This is a genomic window from Acetobacterium sp. (assembly GCF_036508315.1).
GTDB lineage: Bacteria > Bacillota > Clostridia > Eubacteriales > Eubacteriaceae > Acetobacterium.
Genome location: NZ_DATCHP010000009.1, coordinates 1 through 24,999, shown reverse-complemented (window position 1 = coordinate 24,999; position 24,999 = coordinate 1). Strand labels below are relative to the sequence as shown.

General features: G+C 40.8%; 31 protein-coding genes and 3 pseudogenes. 18 read left to right on the top strand and 16 right to left on the bottom strand.

What is annotated here, in order from left to right; all coding sequences use genetic code 11:
- The 4 genes from VIK44_RS01325 to VIK44_RS01310 all read right to left on the bottom strand — a co-directional run.
- Positions 1 to 495, bottom strand: a 495-nt coding sequence (locus tag VIK44_RS01325) for an ABC transporter ATP-binding protein (RefSeq protein ID WP_331552031.1), incomplete at its 3' end; no start/stop codon positions are given.
- 14 nt (positions 496 to 509) lie between these two features.
- Positions 510 to 860 carry a DUF1048 domain-containing protein gene (locus tag VIK44_RS01320; RefSeq protein WP_331552030.1) on the bottom strand — a complete coding sequence of 117 codons (351 nt, stop codon included), beginning with the start codon at positions 858 to 860 and terminating at the stop codon, positions 510 to 512.
- A 9-nt stretch (positions 861 to 869) separates the two neighbouring features.
- The gene (locus tag VIK44_RS01315) at positions 870 to 1,217 is read right to left on the bottom strand and encodes a DUF1048 domain-containing protein (RefSeq protein ID WP_331552029.1); all 348 of its coding nucleotides are present in this window, start codon (positions 1,215 to 1,217) and stop codon (positions 870 to 872) included.
- A complete protein-coding gene (locus VIK44_RS01310) occupies positions 1,214 to 1,522 on the bottom strand; it encodes a PadR family transcriptional regulator (protein WP_331552033.1) in 309 nt (102 codons plus the stop codon). Before VIK44_RS01310 ends, VIK44_RS01315 begins: the two co-directional genes overlap by 4 nt.
- 626 nt (positions 1,523 to 2,148) lie before the next feature.
- Between VIK44_RS01310 and ppsA the strand changes: the two genes are divergently transcribed.
- From ppsA to VIK44_RS01295, 3 genes are all read left to right on the top strand, one after another.
- The gene (gene ppsA, locus VIK44_RS01305) at positions 2,149 to 4,764 is read left to right on the top strand and encodes a phosphoenolpyruvate synthase (RefSeq protein WP_331552028.1); all 2,616 of its coding nucleotides are present in this window, start codon (positions 2,149 to 2,151) and stop codon (positions 4,762 to 4,764) included.
- A 226-nt stretch (positions 4,765 to 4,990) separates the two neighbouring features.
- A complete protein-coding gene (locus VIK44_RS01300; protein WP_331552027.1) occupies positions 4,991 to 5,779 on the top strand; it encodes a methyltransferase domain-containing protein in 789 nt (262 codons plus the stop codon).
- 28 nt (positions 5,780 to 5,807) lie between these two features.
- Complete coding sequence (locus tag VIK44_RS01295) at positions 5,808 to 6,023, top strand: hypothetical protein (RefSeq protein ID WP_331552026.1); 216 nt, start codon at positions 5,808 to 5,810, stop codon at positions 6,021 to 6,023.
- A gap of 290 nt (positions 6,024 to 6,313) precedes the next feature.
- On the opposite strand, the gene VIK44_RS01290 is transcribed toward VIK44_RS01295, so the two are convergent.
- Positions 6,314 to 7,048, bottom strand: coding sequence for an N-acetylmuramoyl-L-alanine amidase (locus tag VIK44_RS01290; protein WP_331552025.1), 735 nt, complete (start codon positions 7,046 to 7,048; stop codon positions 6,314 to 6,316).
- 124 nt (positions 7,049 to 7,172) lie between these two features.
- Here VIK44_RS01290 and VIK44_RS01285 point away from each other — a divergent pair, with 124 nt between their 5' ends.
- The 3 genes from VIK44_RS01285 to VIK44_RS01275 all read left to right on the top strand — a co-directional run bounded on the left by VIK44_RS01285 (position 7,173) and on the right by VIK44_RS01275 (position 9,227).
- On the top strand, positions 7,173 to 7,958 hold the full coding sequence (locus VIK44_RS01285) for an isoprenylcysteine carboxylmethyltransferase family protein (RefSeq protein ID WP_331552024.1): 786 nt from the start codon (positions 7,173 to 7,175) through the stop codon (positions 7,956 to 7,958).
- 155 nt (positions 7,959 to 8,113) lie between these two features.
- A complete protein-coding gene (locus tag VIK44_RS01280) occupies positions 8,114 to 8,482 on the top strand; it encodes a hypothetical protein (protein WP_331552022.1) in 369 nt (122 codons plus the stop codon).
- A gap of 148 nt (positions 8,483 to 8,630) precedes the next feature.
- The gene (locus tag VIK44_RS01275) at positions 8,631 to 9,227 is read left to right on the top strand and encodes a GNAT family N-acetyltransferase (RefSeq protein ID WP_331552021.1); all 597 of its coding nucleotides are present in this window, start codon (positions 8,631 to 8,633) and stop codon (positions 9,225 to 9,227) included.
- A gap of 149 nt (positions 9,228 to 9,376) precedes the next feature.
- On the opposite strand, the pseudogene VIK44_RS01270 reads toward VIK44_RS01275, so the two are convergent.
- Positions 9,377 to 9,631: pseudogene (locus tag VIK44_RS01270) on the bottom strand (carboxymuconolactone decarboxylase family protein); the annotation flags it as partial.
- A gap of 27 nt (positions 9,632 to 9,658) precedes the next feature.
- On the opposite strand from VIK44_RS01270, the gene VIK44_RS01265 reads away from it, so the two are divergent.
- The 3 genes from VIK44_RS01265 (at position 9,659) to VIK44_RS01255 (ending at position 11,963) form a co-directional block, all read left to right on the top strand.
- The gene (locus VIK44_RS01265) at positions 9,659 to 9,940 is read left to right on the top strand and encodes a GyrI-like domain-containing protein (protein ID WP_331552019.1); all 282 of its coding nucleotides are present in this window, start codon (positions 9,659 to 9,661) and stop codon (positions 9,938 to 9,940) included.
- A 40-nt stretch (positions 9,941 to 9,980) separates the two neighbouring features.
- Positions 9,981 to 11,468, top strand: a complete 1,488-nt coding sequence (locus VIK44_RS01260) for a S41 family peptidase (RefSeq protein ID WP_331552018.1) — start codon at positions 9,981 to 9,983, stop codon at positions 11,466 to 11,468.
- 297 nt (positions 11,469 to 11,765) lie between these two features.
- Positions 11,766 to 11,963 (top strand): CsbD family protein, encoded by a 198-nt coding sequence (locus VIK44_RS01255; RefSeq protein WP_331552017.1) that lies wholly within the window; start codon positions 11,766 to 11,768, stop codon positions 11,961 to 11,963.
- A gap of 689 nt (positions 11,964 to 12,652) precedes the next feature.
- On the opposite strand, the pseudogene VIK44_RS01250 reads toward VIK44_RS01255, so the two are convergent.
- Positions 12,653 to 12,823: pseudogene (locus VIK44_RS01250) on the bottom strand (flavin reductase family protein); the annotation flags it as partial.
- Between the two features lie 248 nt (positions 12,824 to 13,071).
- Here VIK44_RS01250 and VIK44_RS01245 point away from each other — a divergent pair.
- From VIK44_RS01245 to VIK44_RS01220, 7 genes are all read left to right on the top strand, one after another.
- The gene (locus tag VIK44_RS01245; RefSeq protein ID WP_331552016.1) at positions 13,072 to 13,752 is read left to right on the top strand and encodes a prenyltransferase; all 681 of its coding nucleotides are present in this window, start codon (positions 13,072 to 13,074) and stop codon (positions 13,750 to 13,752) included.
- Between the two features lie 39 nt (positions 13,753 to 13,791).
- Complete coding sequence (locus tag VIK44_RS01240; RefSeq protein WP_331552015.1) at positions 13,792 to 14,175, top strand: hypothetical protein; 384 nt, start codon at positions 13,792 to 13,794, stop codon at positions 14,173 to 14,175.
- A 60-nt stretch (positions 14,176 to 14,235) separates the two neighbouring features.
- Positions 14,236 to 14,691 carry a GyrI-like domain-containing protein gene (locus VIK44_RS01235; RefSeq protein WP_331552014.1) on the top strand — a complete coding sequence of 152 codons (456 nt, stop codon included), beginning with the start codon at positions 14,236 to 14,238 and terminating at the stop codon, positions 14,689 to 14,691.
- A 168-nt stretch (positions 14,692 to 14,859) separates the two neighbouring features.
- A complete protein-coding gene (locus VIK44_RS14170; RefSeq protein ID WP_414637035.1) occupies positions 14,860 to 14,988 on the top strand; it encodes a hypothetical protein in 129 nt (42 codons plus the stop codon).
- A 39-nt stretch (positions 14,989 to 15,027) separates the two neighbouring features.
- On the top strand, positions 15,028 to 15,429 hold the full coding sequence (locus VIK44_RS01230; protein ID WP_331552013.1) for a secondary thiamine-phosphate synthase enzyme YjbQ: 402 nt from the start codon (positions 15,028 to 15,030) through the stop codon (positions 15,427 to 15,429).
- A 180-nt stretch (positions 15,430 to 15,609) separates the two neighbouring features.
- Entirely contained in the window at positions 15,610 to 16,257 is a 648-nt protein-coding gene (gene fsa, locus VIK44_RS01225) for a fructose-6-phosphate aldolase (protein ID WP_331552012.1), read from the top strand.
- 147 nt (positions 16,258 to 16,404) lie between these two features.
- Positions 16,405 to 16,944, top strand: a complete 540-nt coding sequence (locus VIK44_RS01220) for a nitroreductase family protein (protein WP_331552011.1) — start codon at positions 16,405 to 16,407, stop codon at positions 16,942 to 16,944.
- A gap of 74 nt (positions 16,945 to 17,018) precedes the next feature.
- Here VIK44_RS01220 and VIK44_RS01215 read toward each other — a convergent pair whose 3' ends face one another.
- The 8 genes from VIK44_RS01215 to VIK44_RS01180 all read right to left on the bottom strand — a co-directional run bounded on the left by VIK44_RS01215 (position 17,019) and on the right by VIK44_RS01180 (position 22,450).
- Positions 17,019 to 18,104: a phospholipase D-like domain-containing protein gene (locus VIK44_RS01215; RefSeq protein WP_331552010.1), complete on the bottom strand. Its 1,086-nt coding sequence runs from the start codon at positions 18,102 to 18,104 to the stop codon at positions 17,019 to 17,021.
- 261 nt (positions 18,105 to 18,365) lie between these two features.
- Positions 18,366 to 18,788 carry a hypothetical protein gene (locus tag VIK44_RS01210; RefSeq protein ID WP_331552009.1) on the bottom strand — a complete coding sequence of 141 codons (423 nt, stop codon included), beginning with the start codon at positions 18,786 to 18,788 and terminating at the stop codon, positions 18,366 to 18,368.
- Positions 18,785 to 19,231, bottom strand: coding sequence for a LytTR family DNA-binding domain-containing protein (locus VIK44_RS01205; protein WP_331552008.1), 447 nt, complete (start codon positions 19,229 to 19,231; stop codon positions 18,785 to 18,787). Before VIK44_RS01205 ends, VIK44_RS01210 begins: the two co-directional genes overlap by 4 nt.
- Before the next feature lie 289 nt (positions 19,232 to 19,520).
- Positions 19,521 to 19,895, bottom strand: a complete 375-nt coding sequence (locus VIK44_RS01200; RefSeq protein WP_331552007.1) for a hypothetical protein — start codon at positions 19,893 to 19,895, stop codon at positions 19,521 to 19,523.
- A 21-nt stretch (positions 19,896 to 19,916) separates the two neighbouring features.
- Positions 19,917 to 20,249 (bottom strand): PadR family transcriptional regulator, encoded by a 333-nt coding sequence (locus tag VIK44_RS01195; protein WP_331552006.1) that lies wholly within the window; start codon positions 20,247 to 20,249, stop codon positions 19,917 to 19,919.
- Positions 20,250 to 20,358: 109 nt separating this feature from the next.
- Positions 20,359 to 20,526: a hypothetical protein gene (locus VIK44_RS01190; protein ID WP_331552005.1), complete on the bottom strand. Its 168-nt coding sequence runs from the start codon at positions 20,524 to 20,526 to the stop codon at positions 20,359 to 20,361.
- 122 nt (positions 20,527 to 20,648) lie between these two features.
- Positions 20,649 to 22,031, bottom strand: coding sequence for a 4Fe-4S binding protein (locus VIK44_RS01185; protein WP_331552004.1), 1,383 nt, complete (start codon positions 22,029 to 22,031; stop codon positions 20,649 to 20,651).
- A gap of 335 nt (positions 22,032 to 22,366) precedes the next feature.
- Positions 22,367 to 22,450, bottom strand: coding sequence for a TetR family transcriptional regulator (locus VIK44_RS01180; RefSeq protein ID WP_331552032.1), 84 nt, complete (start codon positions 22,448 to 22,450; stop codon positions 22,367 to 22,369).
- 182 nt (positions 22,451 to 22,632) lie between these two features.
- On the opposite strand from VIK44_RS01180, the gene VIK44_RS01175 reads away from it, so the two are divergent.
- A complete protein-coding gene (locus VIK44_RS01175; protein ID WP_331552003.1) occupies positions 22,633 to 23,310 on the top strand; it encodes an L-threonylcarbamoyladenylate synthase in 678 nt (225 codons plus the stop codon).
- A 69-nt stretch (positions 23,311 to 23,379) separates the two neighbouring features.
- Here the strand turns inward: VIK44_RS01175 and VIK44_RS01170 are convergent, their stop codons facing one another.
- Positions 23,380 to 24,036 carry a GAP family protein gene (locus VIK44_RS01170; RefSeq protein WP_331552002.1) on the bottom strand — a complete coding sequence of 219 codons (657 nt, stop codon included), beginning with the start codon at positions 24,034 to 24,036 and terminating at the stop codon, positions 23,380 to 23,382.
- A gap of 459 nt (positions 24,037 to 24,495) precedes the next feature.
- Between VIK44_RS01170 and VIK44_RS01165 the strand changes: the two are divergent.
- Positions 24,496 to 24,999, top strand: a pseudogene (locus VIK44_RS01165) (hypothetical protein); the annotation flags it as partial.

The following is a 24,999-nucleotide window of genomic DNA, read 5'->3' as shown; positions in this document are numbered from 1 at the left end:
ATCAAGTCCAGCGGTCGGCTCGTCGAGAAAAATGACCTGTGGTTTTCCCACAAGGCTCATGGCGATGTCGAGCTTGCGATGCATACCGCCCGAATAAGTAGACACCCTGCGGTTTGCGGCATCTGTTAAGCCGAAGCGTTTAATCAAACTGTCGGCAACCAGACGTGGATCTTTGAGGTGTCGCAGTTTAGCAATCATGATAACATTTTCTCGGCCGGTCAAAATCTCATCCACGGCGGCAAATTGCCCGGTCAGACTGATCGACTGCCGCACATAGTCGGGCTTTGCCGCAACGTCGAAGCCGTTGACAGTGGCAGTTCCGCCATCTTGTTTAAGCAGCGTGGTAAGAATTTTGATAATCGTTGTCTTGCCCGCGCCGTTGGAGCCGAGCAGAGCGAAAATACTGCCCGGTTCCACTTCGAAATCGACGTCATTCAAGACATGAAGCTGCTTGTAGGACTTTTGCAGTCCTTTTACATGGATTGCTTTTTCCATCCCGATATCCCCTTTTACTTTGTTTTATCTGTAACCTTTTTCATGGCCTTGTTAACTTTTTGGTCAACAGATTCTTGATAGATGTCAGCGTAAGTTTTTGAATCTTTGATAAGATCGTCGCAGAAAGCCGCTACGTTACTGCCCGTCACTTCGAGCACGCCTTTCCCCAGGGCCGCGCCCTCTTCAAAAAGATCGATAATTCCTGAGAGCAAACCCGTCCCCTCGGTTAGCTCAACAGGGCCGACCTTAAAGAGATGTTTTTGAATCTCTTTATAAACAATCTGATAATCTTGGGGGAGCGCTTTGACACGAGCCATGTGCGCTCGCCACTCTTTTTTACCTAAGATGATATCTTGTATTCTCATTTTAGTCTCCTATTTACCTAATTTTTTAGCGATATTATTGTTGAGTTGTTTGCGCCACTTGTCGCGAAAAGAATTTGCCCCTTCTTCACCGACTAGCGCTGAACAGAAGCCTTTGATATCGTCACCCAAAACCTCTTGGACACTCTGACCGTCCGCCGCCGTTTCTTCGAGCAGGCCAAGCACACCGTCAAGAATTGGCATGAGATTGCGACCGGTGAGATCTGAGTGCGGCCAAAGATAGGCCTTAATTTTTTCCCATGCCGCTTGATAATCAGCCGGCAGCTTTTTGGCTCGCGATTCAAAAGTTTTCAATTCTTTAGTCATGTCACTACCGGTGATTTTTTCCCAAAAATTCATTGTTTATTCTCCTTTAACTCGTTAATTTTTGATGATACGAACTCCCATTTTTCCCAGAACTTCCGTAGTTCCTTGCGCCCTGCGTCGTTGAGCACATAAAACTTGCGCGGCGGCCCCATATCGGACGGCTTTTTTTCCATGTTTACGAGTTTATTCTTCTCAAGCCGTACCAAAATGGTGTAGACCGTTCCATCCACAACATCTGTGAAGCCGAGAGCATTCAACCGCCGTGTGATTTTATAGCCATAGGTTTCTCCGCAGCTAATAATTTCAAGTACACAACCCTCAAGCAGGCCTTTGAACATTTCCGTTAGGTTTTCCAAAACAATCACCTCCAGGCTATTCTGTATTACTTACTACAGCTATATAGTAACACTTAATAGCTGGTTTGTCAATAACGGTTTTCTGATAATAAATTGTCATTTATTTTAAATGTGATATACTGATAAAAATATTTGGAAGTGAAATCAGAAGTGGCAAGACGAAAGCCAAAGGGACGTTTCGTTTATCATATCCTAAGAAGAAACAAGGGGATATATGACAGTCAAAACGTCCCCGTGTCATCAAAATCATTGATAACAAATGAAATTAGTAAAAGAGGTTAATTTCCAGTTTTTTGTAAGAGTATGAGCATATTGTGCTGCATCAGGAGCAGCAGTGCTCTTTTTTTTATTTACAATGAATTCAGAGGATGATATAGAGTTAGCTGATAGCATGTGATGTTTAACGCAAAAAAATACTGATTAGATTTTTTCTAATCAGTATCATCCCAAAAACACTCAGCAATCATTTCCTACTTTAATTATACCATATATAAAATTTAAAAAACTGACTACTTGTTTTCATTTGTTACTGCTATAATGCAATAATACGAAATGCGTTTTTGGGGAGGTATTATTATGGAAGAAGGAATTGCCAAAGGGGGAAATATATGTATTCACTTGTGCTTGGGTTTCAGGATATTGACAAAACAAAACTCATGGCTGTTGGGGGTAAAGGTGCGAACCTGGGGGAACTTTCCAGGATTGAAGGCATTCGCGTACCGGATGGCTTTTGTATTTCTACCGAAGCCTTTAAAAGAATCCTGAAGGAAACATCGTCGATTAACGGCTTGCTTGATCAGTTATCGCATCTCAAGCTGGAAGACCGGGATAAAATCGGTATACTCAGCGGTGAGATTCGCAGGGTCATTGAAGGGATCGCCATTCCTCAAGACATCAATGAAGAAATTACCCGCTTCCTCACCAGGCTTAATGAAAAAACGGCCTATGCCGTACGGTCCAGTGCAACCGCAGAGGATCTGCCGACGGCCTCCTTTGCAGGACAGCAAGAGTCGTATCTGAACATTATCGGAAAGGAGGCCATCCTTGCGCATATCAGCAGATGCTGGGCATCGCTCTTTACTGAGAGGGCAGTCATTTACCGGCTTCAAAACGGTTTCGACCACCGCGACGTTCAACTGGCTGTGATTGTTCAGAAGATGGTCTTCCCGGAGGTGGCAGGAATCCTGTTTACTGCCGATCCCGTTACTTCCAACAGGAAGGTGTTATCCATTGATGCCAGCTTCGGACTTAGTGAGGCTTTGGTTTCCGGTCTGGTGAATGCCGATAACTATAAAGTGCGTATCGGCAAGCTTATCGATAAGAAGATATCCTCCAAGAAGCTGGCTGTTTATGCCTTAAAAGATGGCGGTACGAAAGTACAGGAGATAGAGCCTGAGCGGCGGAATCGGCAGGCGCTGACTGATGGGCAGATTTTGAAGCTTGAGCGTATGGGCAGACAGATCGAAGCACATTTCGGCTGCCCCCAGGACATTGAATGGTGTTTGGCTGATGAGTCGTTTTATATTGTCCAGAGCCGGCCGATCACGACTTTATACCCCATCCCCGAAGCAAATGATGAAGAAAATCACGTTTACGTGTCGGTGGGTCATCAGCAAATGATGACGGATCCCCTGAAACCATTGGGAATGTCTTTCTTCCTGTTAACAACAAATGCACCCATGCATCAAGCTGGGGGGCGGTTGTTTGTTGATGTCACACTTATGCTGGCTTCACCTGACAGCAGAAAAATGTTATTACATACCATGGGACAACACGATCCGCTAATGAAAGACGCACTCATGACCGTATTAGAGCGAAACGGTTTTATAAAACTGGAATCAGATGATAAAAAAAATTCGAGGCCCGGTAAGAGCAATACCGGTCAGTTGGCATCGGATTTTCAGGCACAAATCGAAAAAAATCCGACCATCGTTTCTGATTTGATTAAAAGCAGTCAAAGGTCCATAGAAGAGTTGAAAAATAACATCCGAACGAAATCAGGGGCGGATTTATTTGATTTTATTCGGGAAGATATCCAGGAATTGAAGAAGATTTTATTTGACCCACAAAGTGTAGGTGTATTTATGGCTGCTATAGACGCTTCATCATGGATCAATGAAAAAATGGAAGTATGGTTGGGTGAAAAAAATGCCGCAGATACGCTTTCGCAATCGGAACCAAACAATATTACTTCGGAAATGGGTCTGGACTTATTGAATGTCGCAGATGTGATTCGTCCTTATCCGGAAGTCATTGATTATTTAAAGCATGTAAAAAATGACAACTTTTTGGAAGAACTGGTTAAGTTTGATGGCGGACAGGAAATCAGGGACGCTATCGATGCTTATCTTAACAAATACGGCATGCGATGCGCCGGAGAAATTGATATTACTAAAACACGGTGGAGTGAAAAACCAGCGATACTGATTCCCATGATTCTCAGCAATGTCAGGAACGTTGAGCCTAATGCCGGCAATCGGAAATTTGAGCAGGGACGACAGGAAGCTTTGAAAAAAGAACAGGAGCTACTCAATCGATTAAAGCAATTACCGGATGGCGAACAAAAAGCCGGAGAGACAAAACGGATGATTGACTTAATCCGAAATTTTATCGGTTATCGCGAATATCCAAAATACGACATGGTTAGTCGCTACTTTGTTTACAAACAGGCTTTGCTGAAGGTCGCCGAACAGCTCGTACAATCAGGCGTTATTCATGAAAAAGAAGATACTTACTATCTCACTTTTGAAGAGTTTCGGGAAGTCGTAGGCACAAATAAGCTGGATGACCAGATCATCAGCAAACGGAAAGATGAATACAGATTATATGAAAAACTGACGCCGTCACGTGTAATGACGTCTGATGGTGAAATCATTTCAGGTGAGTACAAACGAGAAAATCTCCCAGCGGCCGCGATTGCAGGTCTGTCAGTTTCTTCCGGACTCATCGAGGGACGGGCCCGGATCATCTTAAACCTGGAAGAGGCGGATCTGGAAGAGGGGGATATATTAGTCACCGTCTTTACGGACCCCAGCTGGACACCATTGTTTGTATCCATAAAAGGACTGGTCACCGAGGTTGGCGGACTGATGACCCACGGCGCCGTTATCGCGCGTGAGTATGGCTTGCCGGCAGTTGTCGGAGTGGAGAATGCGACCAGGCTGATCAAAGACAGGCAACGCATCCGAGTGCACGGAACTGAAGGATATGTGGAAATCCTATAAATACAAATGACGCCATGTATGCTGACGGTCCTTTCTGGACCAGCATCAATGGATTGGCCATTTACTATGCAACAAATCAAACCGAAAGTTTGAAATTTGATGATAAGATCATTATTTATTCTTAGATCAAACATATTGCAGGGTGACAAAGGCCATTTGTTGGTTATGCCAGGCATGTAGGGGTATACATTCTTTAAAATAAGAAAAATTGCACAGGAGGTCAATAATGGAACTTAAACCTTGCTTTTTCGAAGCATTTGCTAATATGCAAAGGCTCGGTCCCGGAAGCACAGAGTCTACCCAAAAGTCCATGGCGATATATCCAAAAAAAGACGAGCCAATTCAAATCTTAGATGTGGGTTGCGGTGTTGGAACTCCCGCTTTTCTGCTGGCTGAAAACTTTTTAAATGCTACAATTATAGGAATTGACAATCATATGCCATTCATTGAACAACTGAATCGGTCTGCAAAAGAAAAAGGATTGGAAAACAGATTAAGCGGTTTGTACATGTCTATGTTTGAGATGACTTTTCCAGATGAAAGTTTTGATTTGATATGGTCTGAAGGCTCAATCTTTATTACCGGATTCGAACAGGGAATCAATGATTGGAAGCGACTGCTCAAAGCCGGTGGCTATTTGGTGTGTAGTGAAGCAAGCTGGTTGACCGATTCTCCAGCTGAGAAAATCTATAACTATTGGCATGAGCAATATCCGGAAATTGATACGGTTAGCAACCAATTGAAAATAATCGAAAAAGCCGGGTATGCGTTAAAGGGCCATTTTGTTTTGCCGGTAACTGATTGGACTGAAAATTACTATGACTATATGCAAATAAATTTAGATGTGATGAGAAAAAAATATGCCGGGAATATGGAGACGATGGAATATATCAATATGTTTCAACTTGAAATTGACATGTATCATGAATATAGCGATGCATACAGTTATGTTTTTTATGTTATGGAAATAATTATCCTAGATTATTTTCCTATGACTGATAGGAAAATAAATTGAGAAAAGATCCTTGAAAGGTGGGAGTGATATGTCCAAAGAGCTTTTTAAATTCTTTGCGGGAGTAACCGCATGGGAAGCAGTTGTTCATGCATCACTGGGACTAAGCGGAGTTTTACCGATTAGTCTCTTTGGCGTTACGATAACACCATTTTTAAATACAATCCAAATCATTGTCCCTGCTTTGACGTCCTGTCTTTTGATATATTTGGGATGGCTGCGCAAACCTGTCCGAAAAGAGAAATAACATCGGATAAAATGGTCACCAAACTTATTATCGTCAGCAGTCTGAGCATCTTTCTGGTTGCCGGACTTGATTTTCGCTGGGATGGACGCCAGAACTTTCTACGATTATTCATCTTTTGGGAATACTGTTTTTTCTTCTACGGATCATCTATTGGTGAAAATAGATGGCATCATTGATTTTTCCTTTGTTTATTGAACTGGTGAAGGAGCAATACAGCGGAATGAATGATATTGAAGCAAGGGTCTCTGAAAACAATGTAAAATAAAACGTGTTACAATAAAAATGAATTTTTATTTAAGTTCCAGATTATAATAATCTGCTATGGCTAAAGCGTCAGCTTTTCCCAGTCGCTCCAATTTTTCCTGACTTGAAAGAAAATATTGATAATCATAATAGTTATCCATGAATAAATGCTCGATGATGATACCAGGAAAACCGGCCTTCACACTGTTATTGATGATTGTATAGTAGTTACTGTATTTGACTCCCCGTTTTGTAAACACCACCGCACCCTTTTCAGGTGTTATTTCGTCTGCCATTGTTTCGATCTGACCCAATATCAACTCTCCCAACTGGGCGGAAGTTGTTTTATAGCCCTTGTTGTTTGTGACCCAGACTTCAGTTCCTCGGGCTGTACCATCATAGGCATTGTTGTGAATGCTCACCAGAATATCGGCATTATAGCCGGCTGCCTTGCCAACCCGATCGCTCAGTGACAGATAAGTATCATCTTCTCTGGTCAGATCAACAGTCACCCCTGTATAAGTTGTCTCCAAGTAAGCTTTTGCAGCTTTGGCTATTTCCAGGTTGAAATATTTTTCATCAAAATCTGAAAATGCTGTACTTGCCCCTGGATCTGTACCGCCATGTCCGGGATCGAGAACGATAACAACTGAATCCGGGGGAGTGGTTGGATCTGGAGCCGGTTGTTGTTTTGCAAAAACCGTGTTGTTGAACATGATTGTCGTGGATAAACAAGCAAAAAGTATTGATGTGACGGCAACTTTTCTAAATAATTTCATCATAGTCTCCTTCGATATATTTATTATTTAATATATTTATACAACATCTGGATGAAACATGCAATGAGTTTTGAATAAATCGTATAAATTATTGAATAATATTACAATTTATTGGAGGCAATTGAAATTGGCTGCGCAAACCTGTCTGAAAAGAGAAATAATGCAGGATAAAAGATGTTTTAATTATTATGGGGGAATGTGCATCATGAGAAATCTCGATAAACTGCTTCAAAGCAGTCCTGAATTCAAACATAATATTCTAAGGCGAGTGGTTCAGATCATTATCGCGATCCTTTTGCTTTCCACGCTTTTGTTCGGGGCTGCGGGGACCTTCAAATGGTTTTACGCATGGCTGTATATTGGAATTTACCTGCTGATTCCGCTGATTGGTATCTTCCTTTTGCCCTTGGATGTCATCGCCGAACGAGGCAGCAAAAAAGAAAACGTGGAACCATGGGATAAAATGGTCACCAACTTCATTATCGTCAGCAGTCTGAGCATTTTTCTGGTTGCCGGACTTGATTTTCGCTGGGGATGGACGCCAGAACTTTCTACGATTATCCACCTTTTGGGAATGTCATTTTTTCTTCTTGGGGTCGCCATAGAAATCTGGGCGATGGCAGTCAACCATTTTTTCTCAACCGCCGTCCGGATTCAGTTTGACCGGGGGCATACGGTGTGCAGCAGTGGCCCATACAAGTTTATCCGTCACCCCGGCTATTTGGGAATGATCCTTTCCTATGCCTTCACGCCATTATATCTGGGTTCGTTGTGGGCAATGATTCCTGCTGTGATGACCTCGGTTTTGTTGGTTATACGCACCTATATGGAAGATCAAACCCTGAAACAAAAGCTCCCTGGCTATAAGGAATATGCGGATCATACCCGATATCGACTGATTCCGTGGCTTTGATAGGAAGCATTGGAAAATAAAAGGAAACAAATTATTGTTTTCGAGAGATAATAATTGCTTACAGGAATTGATTCACTTAACTGATTATAGGGAAATGTATTTAATCTATGTACCCAGGCACCGCTGAAATTAAATTTTCAAGGAGGTAAGAAATCATGATTATTATTATTCCATTATGCATCCTAATCGGATTATTGGCCTGGAGACTCAGACCTCATAAGCATGAAACAAGATCCAGTCGCATTGCCATTTTTGCCACCATTTTACCATCTGCGGTTATGGCCATTGCAGCGGTTGCTTTTCAGCTGCGCTATAATGCTTCCGGAGTGATTTCAGTGGCAGAAGCATCCAATTCCATTTTTGTTGCCGGTCTGATTTTCATAGGTGTTGGAATTCTGGTATCCATTTGTTTTGCCCTATTCAGAAAAAAGGACATCACTAAAAGTATTGGTTTTGGATTGTGTATTTCCTTTTTCATTACCGTTGTTGAGCTGGGGTTGCTTGAATGGCTGGGAGGAGTTTAATGGGCTGATCGATAAATGAAACATTCCTGTTGAATGGCGATACAATAACCATCTATAGCATGTGAGATGACAGACAAGAGTTTCCTCCTCAAACATTCAGGTCTTGAGGCAAGGAAAAAAATAATTATAATGGCGAGGAGAAGCGATCATGAAAGAAGATGAATTAAAAATCTATGCACAGCTCATGAAAACAAGGTTTATGGAAGATCCCGGGATGATGTTTCAAATCAACGATTTGGAGCGTGCCGGACTGCTTGTTGATTTGCAGTTTGAGGGACAGATTCAGGCATTTGACCGGCAAAATGCGGTGAGTGTGCTAGATGGCGGCAAAGGATTACTGATAGGATATTCAACAGGAGAATTGCCTGAAGAAAAGCTGTTTGAAATGCTGCAGCAGTCAGCTCAGAAATTGTTGGAAACGGCCACCGAAGATGAGCTTCTGTGGCTTCAAAAAAAAGCCGTGCAGGAAGCTGAAATTATCCCTCAAAATTGGCATCTGAAATATTTCGATGGGGACGTCTATCATCTGTTGACCATCGCAATTGACAAATCTCTGAAAGGCACCGGCGCTTTCAGAGATTTGATCATGCCTGTCATTCAGGCGTGTGAAAATAAAAAGCTGCCCATGGTATTGGAGACCTTCAATTCTGAGAATGTTCCGCTCTACGAGCACTTCGGATTTAAACTCATGGAATCACATCCTTCGGAAGCGATGCATTTAACCTGTTTTTGCATGATGCGGTAGAGACCGGAAGACCACTGAGGACGTTTCTTTCATGCAGTTATCAGTGATCTGATTTAAAACCTGGGCAGAGGTTCTGTGACATGCTTTGATTTTCAGTTGCTTGTAAGGATCATACTGCATCGCCACAAGTCTGGATAAGGTCATTGTCATCAGACTGGTTTTTTATGCGCGGCAAAAACTTGTTTGGCAACATTGACGGCATTTAAAACTTTTGGGAAACCGGTGTAGGGAATACATTGAATAAATGCTTCGATAATCTTCTCCGGTGTGATTCCCACGTTTAAAGCCCCGTTAATATGGACGTCCAATTGGGGCTCGCATCCGCCAGCGGTCAATAGACTGGTGATGGTGATAAGTTCGCGTTCCTGAAGGGATAGTCCTTCTCGGGGATAAATATCACCAAATTGGGAATTCCCTGGGATAATCCGGAAATGACTAAGCCTGAAGATTGTCGGTATGATGCCTGCCTAATTGTGGCGAAAGATCAATTGATCAATCATAGTGATGTGAAAAAAGGTAAGACCAGTGAAGGTGAATATGCTGTTTTTGAGATTGAGCATACGGCTGAAGCAGTTGAGCAGGCATGGCGTGAACTCTTTATGGAACCTAGTATACACGGTTATAAAATGGATGATTCGAAGCCGATTATGGAAAGATATGCAAATAAAATGGTTGAAAACCATAAGTGTGAAATCTGTGTGCCAATCGGCTGATTATATTCGGGTAAGGGTAATTGAAAGCAAAGGAGAAACAATGCAAAAGAGGGAAATACGAACACTGATTGTAATCGTTATATTGGTTCTGGTGGCAGCATCAGGTCTCTTTTATCTCAACAGGCATAATACTGAAGCTACTTCCGAAAATGATTTCAGCGATCTTACCTGGACTATGGCTTTTGAAGAATTACATGATACCCTGTCAGCAGAATACGCTTTTACCGATTGGAAAGGCATCGACTGGGATCATCTTCATCAGAAATATCTGGTAAAGATGGAAGAAGCCCAGGAAAATGGCGATTTTAATGCCTATTATCTGAACCTAAAAGCTTATCTTAATGAGATCCCGGATGGACATGTAAGAATGAATAATCTCAAAGAAATCGATGATACATACATTGGCGGTGGTTTTGGTTTGGCTTTGGCTGAAATCAATGATGGGGAAGTGATTGTCACCTGGGTGGATGAATCCAGCCCTGCCTGGTCGGCGGGTATTCGGCCTGGTCGGGTGCTTGTTTCCTGGAATGGCCAGCCGATTAAAGTGGCTGTTGACGATGTCGCGACCCTTTTTGGCGGAACATCTGCTACAACAGAGAATTTAAGAATTAAAAAGTTAATCTACCTTGTTCGCGCTCCCATTGGAAAACAAATTGAACTGGAATATAAAAATCCAGGATATTTACTTGCAGATTCAGTTTCTCTTGCTGCCTATGACGATGACGGGTTATCCCTGGGCAAAAAATATCCGGATTCGGTGATTCCTGATAAATTAAGGGATATGTTTCTGGATGTAGACAATCCGGACCCTGTGCCAGATTCTATGGTGGAAACAAAGTTGGTGGATGATAATATCAGCTATATCAAGATTTCAGGAGAATTAGATGCAGATTTGCATGAAACGGGCAATCCTGAGTCCACACTGAAATTAATGGGGAATGCTATTGAAGCGGCTCAGCAGAATGACACTAAAGGGATCATCCTAGATCTTCGCAATAACATCGGCGGGCTGGACCAGATGACAGCCGATATCCTGGGTTATTTTTACAATCAGAAGACTTTTTTTGAATATCAGAATCTTTATAATCCTGACACAAACGCATTTGAACTTCAGTCTATGGAAGACGGTTCCCAGGCATTAACCATCGAACCCTCAGAACCATATTTTAGCGGTTCGGTCATTGTGCTGATCAATCCTAAATGTGTGAGTTCGGGTGAAGGGCTGGCCATGGGCTTACAAAACCTTCCCAATGCCGAAACACTGGGCTTTTATGGAACCAACGGTTCCTTTGGTTTAGCAGGTTCCGAGGCAAAAATGCCCGGAGAAATCACCGTTCACTGGCCATCGGGACAATCCTTAAATGAAAATAAAGCGATACAGCTGGATAGCCAGAAGGGGATTGGCGGTGTAAGTCCTGATATTAAAATACCCATGAACGCTCAAAATGCCATTCGCATTGCCAATGGGGAAGATGTTGAATTGGAAGAAGCGATTAACGCACTTCGTATAAGACTAAACAATAATTAGTTTTAGTGGGGCTGGTACCCTAAAAACACATAATGGACCTGACCCATTACAAGTGAAATAATACACACTGTTTGTTATTCCAGATTAAAGATTCCAAAAGTCAGGTTAAGAACCTCGCCTTTAAAACCAATGATATCATACGAAAAAAATTGGAAACCGCCTACAAAGAAGATGCTCCCTGGCCGGTCTTTACCCCAAATACAAAAATTTATGTCGATGATGTGATTAATAAAAGATTTTTAGGGTAAAAATAATAATAGAGGCAATCAAGCTTCAATTATTATAAGGAGGAACATTATGAATAAAGATATCTTTGAAGGTAAATGGGAACAGTTAAAAGGAAAAGCACAGAAAAATTGGGGAAAACTAACCAATGATGATCTCGATATGGTTAAGGGTGATGCGAAGATACTCGCAGGTGTTATCCAGGAAAAATATGGAATTACCAAAGAGGAAGCCGAAAAGAAAATTAATGAATTCAAGTGGAAAGATTAGGATCAAAAATTAAAGGGGCCACCCATATCTTAACCTCTTATTTTGGATAAATTTCTTTGCTGACATTTATTTATCGTTGCGCCCTGAAATAAGACCGTACGTCTTATTAAGGAGGACCATTATGCAAACAGATTGGAATATTAAAGATTAAAAAAGGCTAAGATCCAACTCTTACCCTTGAGTTTGTTGGAAAACTGTCCTGGGACAATGGTAAATCGTTGTCTGCTACATGCGCGAACAGGCTATCGACTATTCGCTATGATGCAGACACCATATGTTACGATTGTCTCCAGGACTTGCTTTTATATACAGTCTCAAAGCACCTCCCCCGGCATAAAGGTGCTTTTTTCTTTAACTAGAATCAGAAAGAAACTGATAAATTGTCTTTCGCTTTTATCAAGGATGATGTTAAAAACACGGTCATGCAGGCAAAAGCTGCGGGGGTGTGAAAACCTTTCATAGATAAGGCAAAAAGTTAAGAGGTTATATTTTTCGTTGCTGAAAAACAGAGCCTCTTTTTATTGTCGGATTTGCATGAATAAGAAGGCCAGCGATTAAAAATCAATAGGCTGCCTCGGTGTTCGAACGCTTTGTGTCTCTATCCTTTGTAGTGAAGCGATTGAGGATGATACATTATAGGTTTCCCGTTCTACTCAGCTTGTGCATTCAATGAACTTCAAAATGTACTATTCTATAATGAAAACTGTAAAAACTGGTTTTGACCATTCAATCCCCAGTGTACCCCAAGAAATAGTCATCGTATTTACTTTGTCAGCTGTTTTTGTCGTTAACAAAACCCCTGTTTTGACTGCTTTTATAATTTCAGTAGCATAATCAAAGATTTCAATTTCTCGTTTCATAATGTTTTCCTCCTTGAATTATTTGTATCTATATAATATGATAAAATAATTATATTATCAAGTATGCACTTTTAATAGGGAGGATACCTATGAAAAACCATCATAATCCAAATCAAGCCGATTTAAAGCAGCTCCTTGCCACCCGACATGACAACGGGGCAGATTTCTGGGCAACACTCGACGGACGCCTTGGCATTGAAAAACCGATCAGCACCCTGACGGCATTGATGATTATGGGCGAATTGAAAGTGCCAGAAGATCATGAGGCGCTTCAGGGGGCAGCCGAACTGGTTCTGGCTGCTTTCAGAGAGGATGGTCGTGTGCGCATTGCACCGAAGGGTCAAATCTACCCCTGCCACACTGCCCACGCAGCAGTAGCTCTTTGCAAAAATGGATACGCCAGCCATCCGCGTGTACAGGCAGCTCTGGATTATCTGCTATCAGACAGATTCGATGACAGAGGTTGGCGATGTCGTAAATTCATATTCGGTCATGGTCCTGAAACCGATGCTTCAAATCCTGGGGTTACCCTTCTTGCCCTGGATGCCTTTCGTCTTGCAGGCATCCATGAAGGCTTACCGGATCTTGACCGGGCTGTAGAAACCCTCCTTGATCACTGGACAGTGAAGACGCCGGTCGGACCCTGTCACTTTGGCATAGGAACTTTATTCATGCAAGTGGAGTATCCGTTTTTGAGATATAACCTGTTCTATTATACCTACGTTCTTTCGTTCTACGCAAAAGCACGAAAAGATGAACGGTTCACAGAATCACTGGCTGCATTGAACAAGAAACTGGATAACCAGAACAGGATGATCGTTGAGCGTCCCAATCGCAAACTCGGTAATCTGGATATCTGCAGAAAGGGGAAACCTTCGGAGGCCGCCACAGACAGATATTTGGAAATTATCCGAAATATGGAGTTTTAAACGTATTGAATAACGACAACAAATTTGAAAGAGGAGACGATGATGCATTTTAAATTGATTTACATATCTCCTAATGGAACCACAAAAATAACATCTGAAATTCTGAAAAAAGCAATAGAAAAAGACGGGCATTCTTTGGAGCTGTTGGATCTGGGACAGGGAGCCAATAGGGAAAACTTTCAGATTATTTTAAAAGCCATTAATAAAGGTGATATAGTGGGATTTGGTTCCCCAGTTTATCACATGGACATGCTGGAACCCATGAAGGGATTTTTTGAAACAATGAAATCCACCGGAGAAGTTTATTCTTTCAAAGCATTTCTCTACCTTAATTATGCAGGAATCACCTCCGGAAAGGCTTTTATAAATATAGCAAAATTTAAGAAAAATATTTTTTCAAATTTTCGTTTATTTTCATTTTAAATCATGGTAAATTGCTTATAGACCGATCTGACAATGTTGATCGAAAGGAAGTAAATTGAAATGAAAATAAATGTTGAAATGATGCCGGAATATGAAATTGCATACATCCGGAAAATTGGTTCCTATGGGTTGGGGAATATTCAGACAATGGAGAAATTAAAAACCTGGGCAATGGCGAATGCTTTATTGAATGACGAATCGATCATACTGGGAATTCCCTGGGATAATCCGGAAACGACTAAACCGGAAGACTGTCGGTACGATGCCTGTCTGATTGTGGAGAAAGATCAATTGATCAATTATAATGATGTGAAAAAGGGTAAGATCTGTGAAGGTGAATATGCTGTTTTTGACATTGAGCATACGGCTGAAGCAGTTGAGAAGGCATGGCATGAACTCTTTATGGAACTCAGCATACATGGTTATAAGATGGATGATTCAAAGCCGATTATGGAAAGATATGCTAATAAAATGGTTAAAAACCATAAGTGTGAAATCTGTGTACCAATAGGCTGATTATGTTCAGGTTAAGGGTAATTGAAAAATTAAAAGAGAAACAATACAAAACCTTCCCAATGCAAAAACACTGGGCTTTATGGTACCAACGGTTCCTTTGGTCTAGCAGGTTCGGATCGGGAGTCAGGGTTTACCCAGTGCCTGGAGAGACTGGGTCGTTTCAAAACAGTGCATAGAGCGAGGGTTCTGGCAGCTTACAAATTTGCTGAAGAGAACAGCTATATGGTCGCTGGTTCTATACATAAAACGGAGCATATGGTTGGACTTTTTTGCAAATACGGAATAGAATTGTGCTGATATTATGCCGCTGGAAAACAATTGGAAGGGAGAAAAAAGATGATTGAAAAATATTCCATAAATACAAATAAGCAATCTGAAATGATACATATTACTCACAAAGTGCGTCAAGCTGTCCAAAAGACAGGGATCCAGGAGGGAATTGCGGTCATATATTGCCCCCATACCACTGCAGGAATAACAATCAATGAAGGAGCGGATCCGGATGTGGTACATGATATTCTGATGAAGTTTGACAAAACATTCCTATGGAAAGATAAAGACTACCTTCATGCTGAAGGAAACTCCGCTGCCCATATCAAGGCAAGTTGTATGGGATCTTCAGATACCATACCTATAACCGGAGGGCAACTTCTTTTGGGAACTTGGCAAAGTATATATTTCTGCGAATTCGACGGACCAAGGCACAGAACGTATTACGTGAAAGTTATAAAGGGATAAAGTAACAGCCGAAAAATCATGTTCACTGTTGAAGGGTAACAGATAAATAGTGGCCGAGCCTGTCATTTAACTTATAAAATAATAGTGGAGTGGGCTTCGAAGCCAGAAGGTATTTGACAAACGAAACGCCTCTTTGCCACACCTTTGCCATTCGAAAATAAGGGATAAGGAGAAAATAAAATGAAGTATTTTGTTGATACTGCGAATGTGGAAGAGATCAGGAAAGCTGCAGAACTGGGAATCATCGATGGTGTCACAACGAATCCGTCTCTGATTGCCAGGGAAGGAAGAGATTTTAAGGAAGTGATAAATGAAATCACTGAAATTGTGAATGGTCCAATCAGCGTAGAAGTCATCTCTCTTGAAGCAGAAGGCATGGTGTCGGAAGCGTTGGAAATTTCCATCCTTCACAAGAACATCATCATCAAGGTCCCAATGACGGCTGAAGGGATCAAAGCGACATCGATCCTGAGCAAAAAGGGGATCAGGGTAAATGTGACTCTGGTATTTTCTACCACTCAGGCATTGGCGGCAGCCAAGGCTGGTGCAGCCTATGTTTCACCTTTTATCGGCAGAATTGATGACATTGGATCCAATGGGATCGCACTGATTGAGGAGATCATGTTCATTTTCAGGAATTATGGAATAAAGACAGAAGTGATCGCCGCAAGCATCCGGAATCGAAACCATCTGTCCCAGGCCGCCATGGCCGGCGCAGATATTGCCACCATACCTTATCAGGTATTAATGGATTCGCTTAAGCATCCGTTAACGGATCAGGGCATAGAGAAGTTCCTGAAGGATTGGGAAGGCGTTTCAAAAAATTAGCTATAATAGCGGTGTAAGTATCGATTCGTTAGAACTCGAAAGAACCGTCCCTTATGTTTTTTTCACTTGATCGCAGTAGATTGACAGAAATAGTTTATTTCAATGATGAACGGGGTATATTAATTAATAAAAACCATGGAGGTCATTATGGAATTTCAAAAAGTCATAGAATCAAGAAGAAGTGTAAGAAAGTATGATCCGGCTAAAAAGGTAGATGAAGCCACGGTTAAAGTGATTATCGATGCTGCGGTTTTGGCACCATCATGGAAAAATTTTCAGTCAGCCCGGTATTATGTCATTCGGTCAGAAGAATCCCTTACCAAATTCAAACAAGCGTGTTTGCCGCCGTTTAATGCCAACAGTTCTGCAGATGCACCGGTATTGATTATCACAGCATTTGTTAAAAATTCATCTGGATTTGATCCAAGCGGAGAACCAGTCAATGAACTGGGAAACGGCTGGGGATTATATGATTTGGGTTTGCACAATGGCATTCTGATTCTTAAGGCAAAGGATATGGGATTGGATACTTTAGTTATGGGAATTCGAGATGCTGACAAAATTCGGGAAATGCTATCCATAGGTGACGATGAAATGATTGTGTCTGTGATCGCATTGGGATATGGCACCCAGGAACCTAAAATGCCAAAAAGAAAAGCAGCAGAGGAGATTGCAAAGTTTTTCTAGAACGGCGGGCATAAAAAAACAGGAGACAGGTTCAAATCTGATCAGATTTGAACCTGTCTCCTGTGCAGCAAAGTTTAATAGGGGGTTGCACCTTCAAAATCGCTGGTCAACGTTGAGATAACACCTTTGACAACCGTGGAATTTTGAGTAATAATTCCCACATTACGATCGTTATCGGTGCTGGTGGTTGTAAGATTTGTGCTGCCGATGTAAACCATGTCGTTATTGACCGAAATGGCTTTTGCTTGAATATAAAGGGGAGCCCCACTTGGATACAAGCTTACATTCACACCACCGGCCTTCAGGGTATTAAACCCATCGGTAAATTCGGGGGTATTCGTCATGGTAAAATTAACAGTCACGCCCCGTTTAACTGCGGCGATGAGGGCGTCCTCTATTGGCGTGCTATCCAACTGCTCTGTTTCAACATAGAGTATTGTGCCGGGACGGGCAGACTCAATCATTTGGGTAAATTCTTTTTCCGCTCCTGGGGACCAAACCAGCTCCGAACCTGGAGGCACATCACCGGTAACCGGAGCAATGGTATTGTTGCTGTAATCCGCTTCAAATGTGGCTGCCACACCGGATACGGTGGCTGGATTATCGGTGATTACAATAAAATCCCGTAATACTGAATAATATTGGGCGACGAGATTACAATTCATAATCGCAACTTTTTTGTTATCCACAACAATACTTTTTTGATGCCACAAAACACCTGGCCAGGAATACACAACATTGACACCATTGGCGGTTAGATTGTCAAAGGCCGGTTGATCCATGCCGACGGTGCCGCCATCTGAAGCATTTGAATTAAAAAGTACCCGAACATTGACGCCTCTTTGTGCTGCTGCAATGAGTGCGGTTTCTGCATTTGAGTCGACCAATGAGTACATGGTCATATCGATGGTTTTATTGGCTGATGCAATGAAGTCGTAGACAGGTTGATAGCCGTCATCAGGTAATTTGATTAACGTGTACGCATATGGCGCCGTCTTTGATTCTTTGGCTGGGGTGTTGCATCCTAGCAAGGTAGCTGCCATAAAAATACCTAAAAAGATTAAAACGGCCCTTATCAAATTCCTGGGGTGATCACTCTGCCTGCCTGATTTCTTCTTGGAAATAATCGTTTTGATAACTTTATTTTTGGGGCTTTCCATAATATCTCCTCTTAATTTTTATTTGCTGATAACATCTTACTGATATCGACAGTATTTCCGGAAACTTTAGATGATATGGATAGAAAAGCCAATGAAATAAACATCAATGGCCAGGGACAGTTAACTACTTGAGATTTCACGGACATTTTCAGCCTTAACGGAAGCAGCGATTAAATTTATGAAAAGAAATACAAGAAAAACCCCCTGAAACCATTCATTGATTATTTTCAGAGGGTTTTCTATTTTAGTCACGAGTGCCTTTTAATTGATTTTGTTTTTTACCAAATCATTTAGTTCCTTAGCTTTCTTTTTAGCATCCATCTTTGCGTACAAATAGAAAGTAATCGTGTGTAATATGATTGAAAGAATCACCATACCTGGAATCCATGGTGCAATTAAATAGAACATCTCTGAAGAGAATAGCCAAACGGCTGTTAAGCCTCCCACAATATTCAAAATTGAAGAAATTAGAATATTGCTGATTGGTTTTAATGTAAGGTAGTTCCACAAACCGCTATAAATAACACCAAATAAAAGTGCGGAAATAGTCGAAATTCCAATTAAGTTCCAAAGATAACTCAAGGCAATGGTTTGTCCGTTGAAAAAAATAGTGAGTAGCAGTGTTATCCATACCGATGTAACTGCGAATACCTGAAAAAATGATTGTTTTAAATTTTTTATCATGATAAAGCCCTCCTGAAATTTTTAATGTAATGTCTGCTAATAAAATATGAGGAACCGTCACTTAACGTTATTTCAATTCTAGCATTAGTTGTGGGTGCAAATTGTTGTACTTCTTTGATATTGACGATCGTTTGATTGTTTATCCGTATAAAGCCATTGTTAATGAAATCTGCTTCCGCGTATTTTAACCGTTTCGTGTATAAATACATCTCACCTGTAGTTAATCGTAAATTGCACATGCGTTCCTCTGATTCTACAATAAGGATTGCCTGTATAGGCACTTGGATATTTCGGTTATTCAACGCATTAAGTGCCGTTATTGTTTTTTCGTTTTTTTGTATAGCAATCTCAATCTGTTGTTTTACCTCCTGCTCATTTGGATGAGTGAAAATAAGCGCGGTTTCTATAGCCATGTTTTTATCTGTTTTAAATATGAGTTTCATTTTTTCCCTCCTACAAGTTATATACTATAGCATAATTTCAACAAAATCTATTTTTTTTAGTTTTGATGCATTTTGGGTACAGTTTCTTGCAAATGAACATGGTACGAATTATACCTGTCAGCTTACCGCAGGGATATTTATTAATGCGGAATTAAAAAAGAACAACCAAGATGGTAAATTTACCATCTTGGTTGTTATTTTTGTGGATTTCAACCTGTAGTTGTATATCTTTGTGTTGCTGTCACATTTAATAAAACATCCCTACGTCATTCCTTAATGTTATTAAACATCAGGATTCCCAAACAACAAAATAGACACCATCTGAGCGTTTTTGGCCTTTGCCCAGCTCGGCATGTCTTAAAACGCTTAACTCTGAACTGACATCCTCAGGTGTCAGCCCGAACTTTTTCACAAATTGGGCAACCGTTACCCCGTTGTTAGCCACAATGTACTCATAAAACTCTTTTTGACGGGGTGTTAAGCCCTGGGTACCCGTATGGCCGGATCGTTGCCGGTCCAGTTTGGCGCTGTGGACGGCACTGGGATCACAGGTTTGGACCAATTTGTGCTGACCAAGGGCACAATCATCACAAAAGATTTTTCCTTTTACCTCGTAGATATCATCATTTTCCAGTTCAATACCGCATGAACAACATTTTTCCATAATAAGTCTCCTCTTATTAAATTATTTTGTTTTTTCAAATTCATTCAGAAAGAATTCCATATTTTTCTTTCGTTGTTCCATATCCGTCTTGAATTCACATAACAGCTGCATTCCTTTACCCGTGATTGTATAAAACTTTTTTGCAGCTCCCTTTGCTGATGTATCCCATTGGGAGATCACTGCTTTCTCCTTTTCTAATTCATTGAGGGCTCGATAGACTGCCGGACCATCTGAAAAATTGTAGGGTATTTCGGCTTCCATCTGGTTTAATAGAGCCGATCCGTAGGTAGAACCTTTTGTTAAAAATAATAAGATAAATGCCGGTAGATGACGACCATATTTTGCGTTAGCCATGACTGTTCTCCTCTTCTTTTGCTTAAACAGAAAGTGGTTGTTTTAAATTCACAACTGAATATTTCACTTCACACATACATGTTTATCACACTATACTGTTTTCAACATATTATGTCAAGAAAAATATTTCGTAGACCCGATCAATCGTCGAGTCACTGGTATTCATTGAATTCAGGGAACTGGCCATATCGGACAATTTGGCTGACAGCTCCTGGAAGCCCATGAGTTGTTCATCAACCAGAGTATTGGATAATTCCTCATACAGAAGCTGTTTCAAATTGATTTGCTTTAGCGAGTTTTATATAATGCTTCGGCATCATAAAGAACCTCCCGGATAGAATTTTATCCGTGAGGTTCTTTCCATGTTTGTATAAAATTTAAACCTTTTTCAGTTAAGTCTTACTGTAATGAATCTTTGATCTGTTGAAAATCATAGCCGGGTGAAACTGTCGAAATTTCTTTTAAAAGGGTTTGGGGTGGAACGGATTCCGGAATTTTGAAAAGTGCATAGAAGGCTTTCGAATCCATGTTCAGGGTGTCCATAGCTTCTCGGATGGTCATAGACCCTTTAATGCCACTGACATCAATTTTTTCTGAAGAACCTGCATTTTCTGTGCTTTCTGATGATTCTGTTAGGTTCGAATCACTTTCAGATCCGCTGGTATTTGCTTTAGCCTTATCAAAACTATAGTCCGGATATTGTGCTGAAATATTCTTGAATTGGGTACTCTTGGAGACGTCTTCCGGGATACCCAGTTGCTTGTAAACTTCTTCCAGAGACAATCCTGATAGGACTGCCGCTTCTTCAATGGTATTGTAACCTTTGACTTCATAGATGGGTAGCAACTGTCCTTGTTCAAGTGCTTTAGGCAATACTTCAAAATTGCCGGTTAATTGGGCAACAAAAATTGTTCCAAAGAATAAACCGACCACCAAGACCAAAATAACCATAGGATGAACTGTTTTTCGGGCGGTTTTAACTACAAGGGCGCCTTTTTGGGAACAGGCCAGAACACATTCGTTACAGTTGATACATTCAGCATCGGTAATTTTACTCGACTGTTCAATATCAATGTTAACAGGACAGGATTTATTGCATTTTTTGCAATGAACGCAAAGATTGTCATCCCGCTCAATTTTTGTAGGACTTATCTTACCAATGATGGCATAGAAAGCGCCGACAGGGCACAGATATTTACAGAAAAATCGATCATACAGAAATGAACCGATCAGTGTAATAAAAAGCAGTGCGAAACCGATGATCGCAAATGGATCTTCTTCTATGGCACCGGCTGCTGACGATAAATGGGAGTAGGCTGAATACGGGTCATAGGGAGCCATCCAGAGTGATCCATAATACCAGGCCATTCCCAGGGTAAGAAGGAGAATGACGTATTTGAGATACCTCGCCACTCGATCAACTTTTAGGGGAATGATAAAACGCCTTTTAAATAGTTTTTGCCGGAGCTTCTCGAACAATTCCTGAAGCGCCCCAAAGGGACAAAGCAATCCACAAAAACTTCTGCGAAAAAGTATAGCCAGTATAACCGTGAGTCCCAGTAAGACCACTGTTCCGGAATAGATTTTATTGATAAAGCTCCCTGTAAAAAGCAATGTATAAAGGCTTTCCAATACGCCGTACGGGCACAGTGCGTGGATCGAGGGCGATTTTCCACCCCCAAGAACCTGATGCATGTAAGATTCATAGGTGATCCATATCAGGAGACCCACCAAAACAAGTAGTCTGGACCGTTTTGCAACTTTATTCCAATTTACATTCATGTGTAATACCTCTCTGTCTAAACGATTGATTTTTTAAAATGATTGTTCTGAGTGATTAGGGTTTGATTGACGCGATTCATTTTTTCGCCACCGTTGATTCATCAACCGAATCAAAACAAGGTTAATTAATTTCAGAGGTGCTGTGTCATGTTCTAGGGTTCCCAGTTTGCAGGTATTGACGTTAATAAAATTGCATTTGGTTTCATGCTAATTCCTCCTATATTCGTTTTTTCTAATTTGCTTTATTGGGGGAATTGTATAATTGTTATATGTCATTTGTGTGTCAAACGGTAATAATGCATAGACATTTTTCCATGGTTATCTTATTCCATTGCTTAAATAATACAGTTGACAATTTCTTCTTTGTTTTTAAAATATACATACAAAGTTGCTTTGCTGTACTCTGCTACTCGTTCGATATCCTTATCCTTCGTAAAATAACGGAATAAAAATAGAACCCATCGGGCTTAAGCGCCAAAGGGTTCCAGCAATTTTCATTCCAGCTATTTCACAAGAAAATGAGTTGTGAATCTTTTTTATCCATTATATAATGATCTCAACCGATCATTGAAGCTACAGATTAACTTGAGGAGGAATTTTCATGTCAGACAAGAAAGAAATGGTTATCGAAACAAGTGAAAAAGAACCGAACTATCAAATAATAAAAACCAGTCCAGAGGCCTATGAAAAGGCCGCTCAGGCTATCCGGGATGGTAAGATTGTTGTGATGCCAACCCTGACCATCTATGTGTTGGTATGCGATGCATTTAACCCAGCTGCGTTGGAACGGTTGAGAGCCATCCGTCACAGCCCAGCCGATAAGCCCATTACCATTGTTATGGATAAGTCAAAAATACCGGAATATGCAGTGATTGATGAACGGCAACGGCAGATTATCGATGTTTTTTCACCATCACCGGTTAGCATGTATGTTCAAAAGAAAGAGATAACGCCTCTTGACGCAGCGACTGCTTCCTCCAATGCCATTGTTGTTTATTTTCAGGACAGCCCTATCCGGGATCTCTATGAATGCAGTGACACCATTTTGGCCATCAGTTCGTCCAATACGAAAGCCCTGCCTGCGGCTAAAACCATTGAAGAGTCCATTGCGTATTTTGGCCAAACCGTTGATCTTTACGTCGATGGCGGCCCTGCAAAAGGTGATAATGGCAGCCCCCACATTGATATTCGGACTGATCCCGTTGAATCCAGAAGAGAAGCCAATCATTTTCCATTTGCAAAAATAAAGGCTATTCTGGCTGAACATGGACTGAAATAGACACCGCCTATGAAAAAGATGAACAGGTCGTTGGCGAAAACATTTTGAGGTCACCATATTAAGGCAGGGCTACATTATTTTCATTATCCCCATCACACCGTGGTAAATAAGATATAATGCCATAAGTGTAAAATAAACATTGCTTATTTTAGAACCATTTTTGGCCATAAAACCATTCACCGGTCCCAGGATCTTCTGGGATTCTTTAGGCATGGCATAACTGATCACAACGGGAAACGCAATCATGGACATGGCGATCACGACTGCCACAAGAAGAATGGCAATTCCATCCCAAGGGACCAGTTTATTCATGGATATAATTTTAACCGCTGCGATAAAAGGAATAAGGGTAGAAATATTGATGAACATGTAAAGAAATCCAATAATCGGATAAGGTCTTTTTTTCTTTTTGGCGGCATCGAGGTTTGGCTTTTTCTTAAAAAAGACCGACTTGGCCACAATGAGCAAAATCAATACACTAAGACAAATATCAATAATACTGGATGTAATATCAGGGTGATTGGTTGAATTTACAATCGGCTTGGCTGTAAAAAAAAGAAACAGCCCCAATATGGTCAAAAACAGAGTTCCACCCAGAACAAAGCCCAGGGCACTCTTTTTTGAATTGTTTTTGCCACTTAAAATCATCATCACAAATAAAAGACCGGTTGGACTGATAGCCGCCCCAATGGCCAGGGGAAGAATCTCAAAAAAAGTACGCTCCATAATAAACTCCTTAAAATCAGATTTGATTTTCCATTTTCAGGATTTAGCCGTAAGTCTAACGGCCCATCACTATTTAATAAAAAACCTCGTACAGGAAAGTTACCAAGCGGTTATGAGGCAGGATCTGTTTTAGAACATTCTTACCCACTTGTTTTTATGTTTAGTTCAATTGATTCATTGTAGTTAAGGTGAGGCTTGCACATTTAGAATACTTTATTTCTACTTTTTATTATTATATATGCTTTTGCACAAATAGTAAACAATCTCTTTTATGATTATTCTGTATATATTTAAAGAAGACGTGAATTTAAAGTCCAATTCTGAAGTCATTATTCTGGGTGTGGGAGAAAAAATCACTGTTTAGTCTTTTTTTATACATTAGGTTTTTGCTTTTCACTCAAGAAGAAGAGAGATGATATAAAGACTGGAGAAGGGAAGATCAGCCGTTAGGAGGTGGATATGGAACGCAATGAAATTATCAATTGGTTACTTGAAGGTGATGTGTCAATACAATATCAGACACATCGGGATTTATTGAAATCAGAACCTGAAGTATTAATCCCGCTAAAAAAAAGGATAGCGACAGAAGGCTGGGGATATGAGTTCCTAAAAAGGCAACATCCAGAAGGCCATTGGGGTCGAGCTTTTTATCAGCCTAAATGGACATCGACCAATTATACACTTCTTGATTTGAGAAATCTATGTGTTCCTTGTACACCAGAAATAACGAAAGCGCTCAATGTCATAGTAGAAACTTGTAAAGGTGCGGATGGTAGTATAAACGGTTTTGTGAGTATACCGGAAAGTGATATGTGCATTAATGGAATGTTTTTAAACTATGCATGTTATTTTGGCATAGAGAAAGTAAAAATAAAGTCTGTCGTGGATTTTGTAATAAGCCAACAAATGAAAGACGGCGCATTTAATTGTCTGCTTAACCGATATGGGGCCAAGCATAGTTCG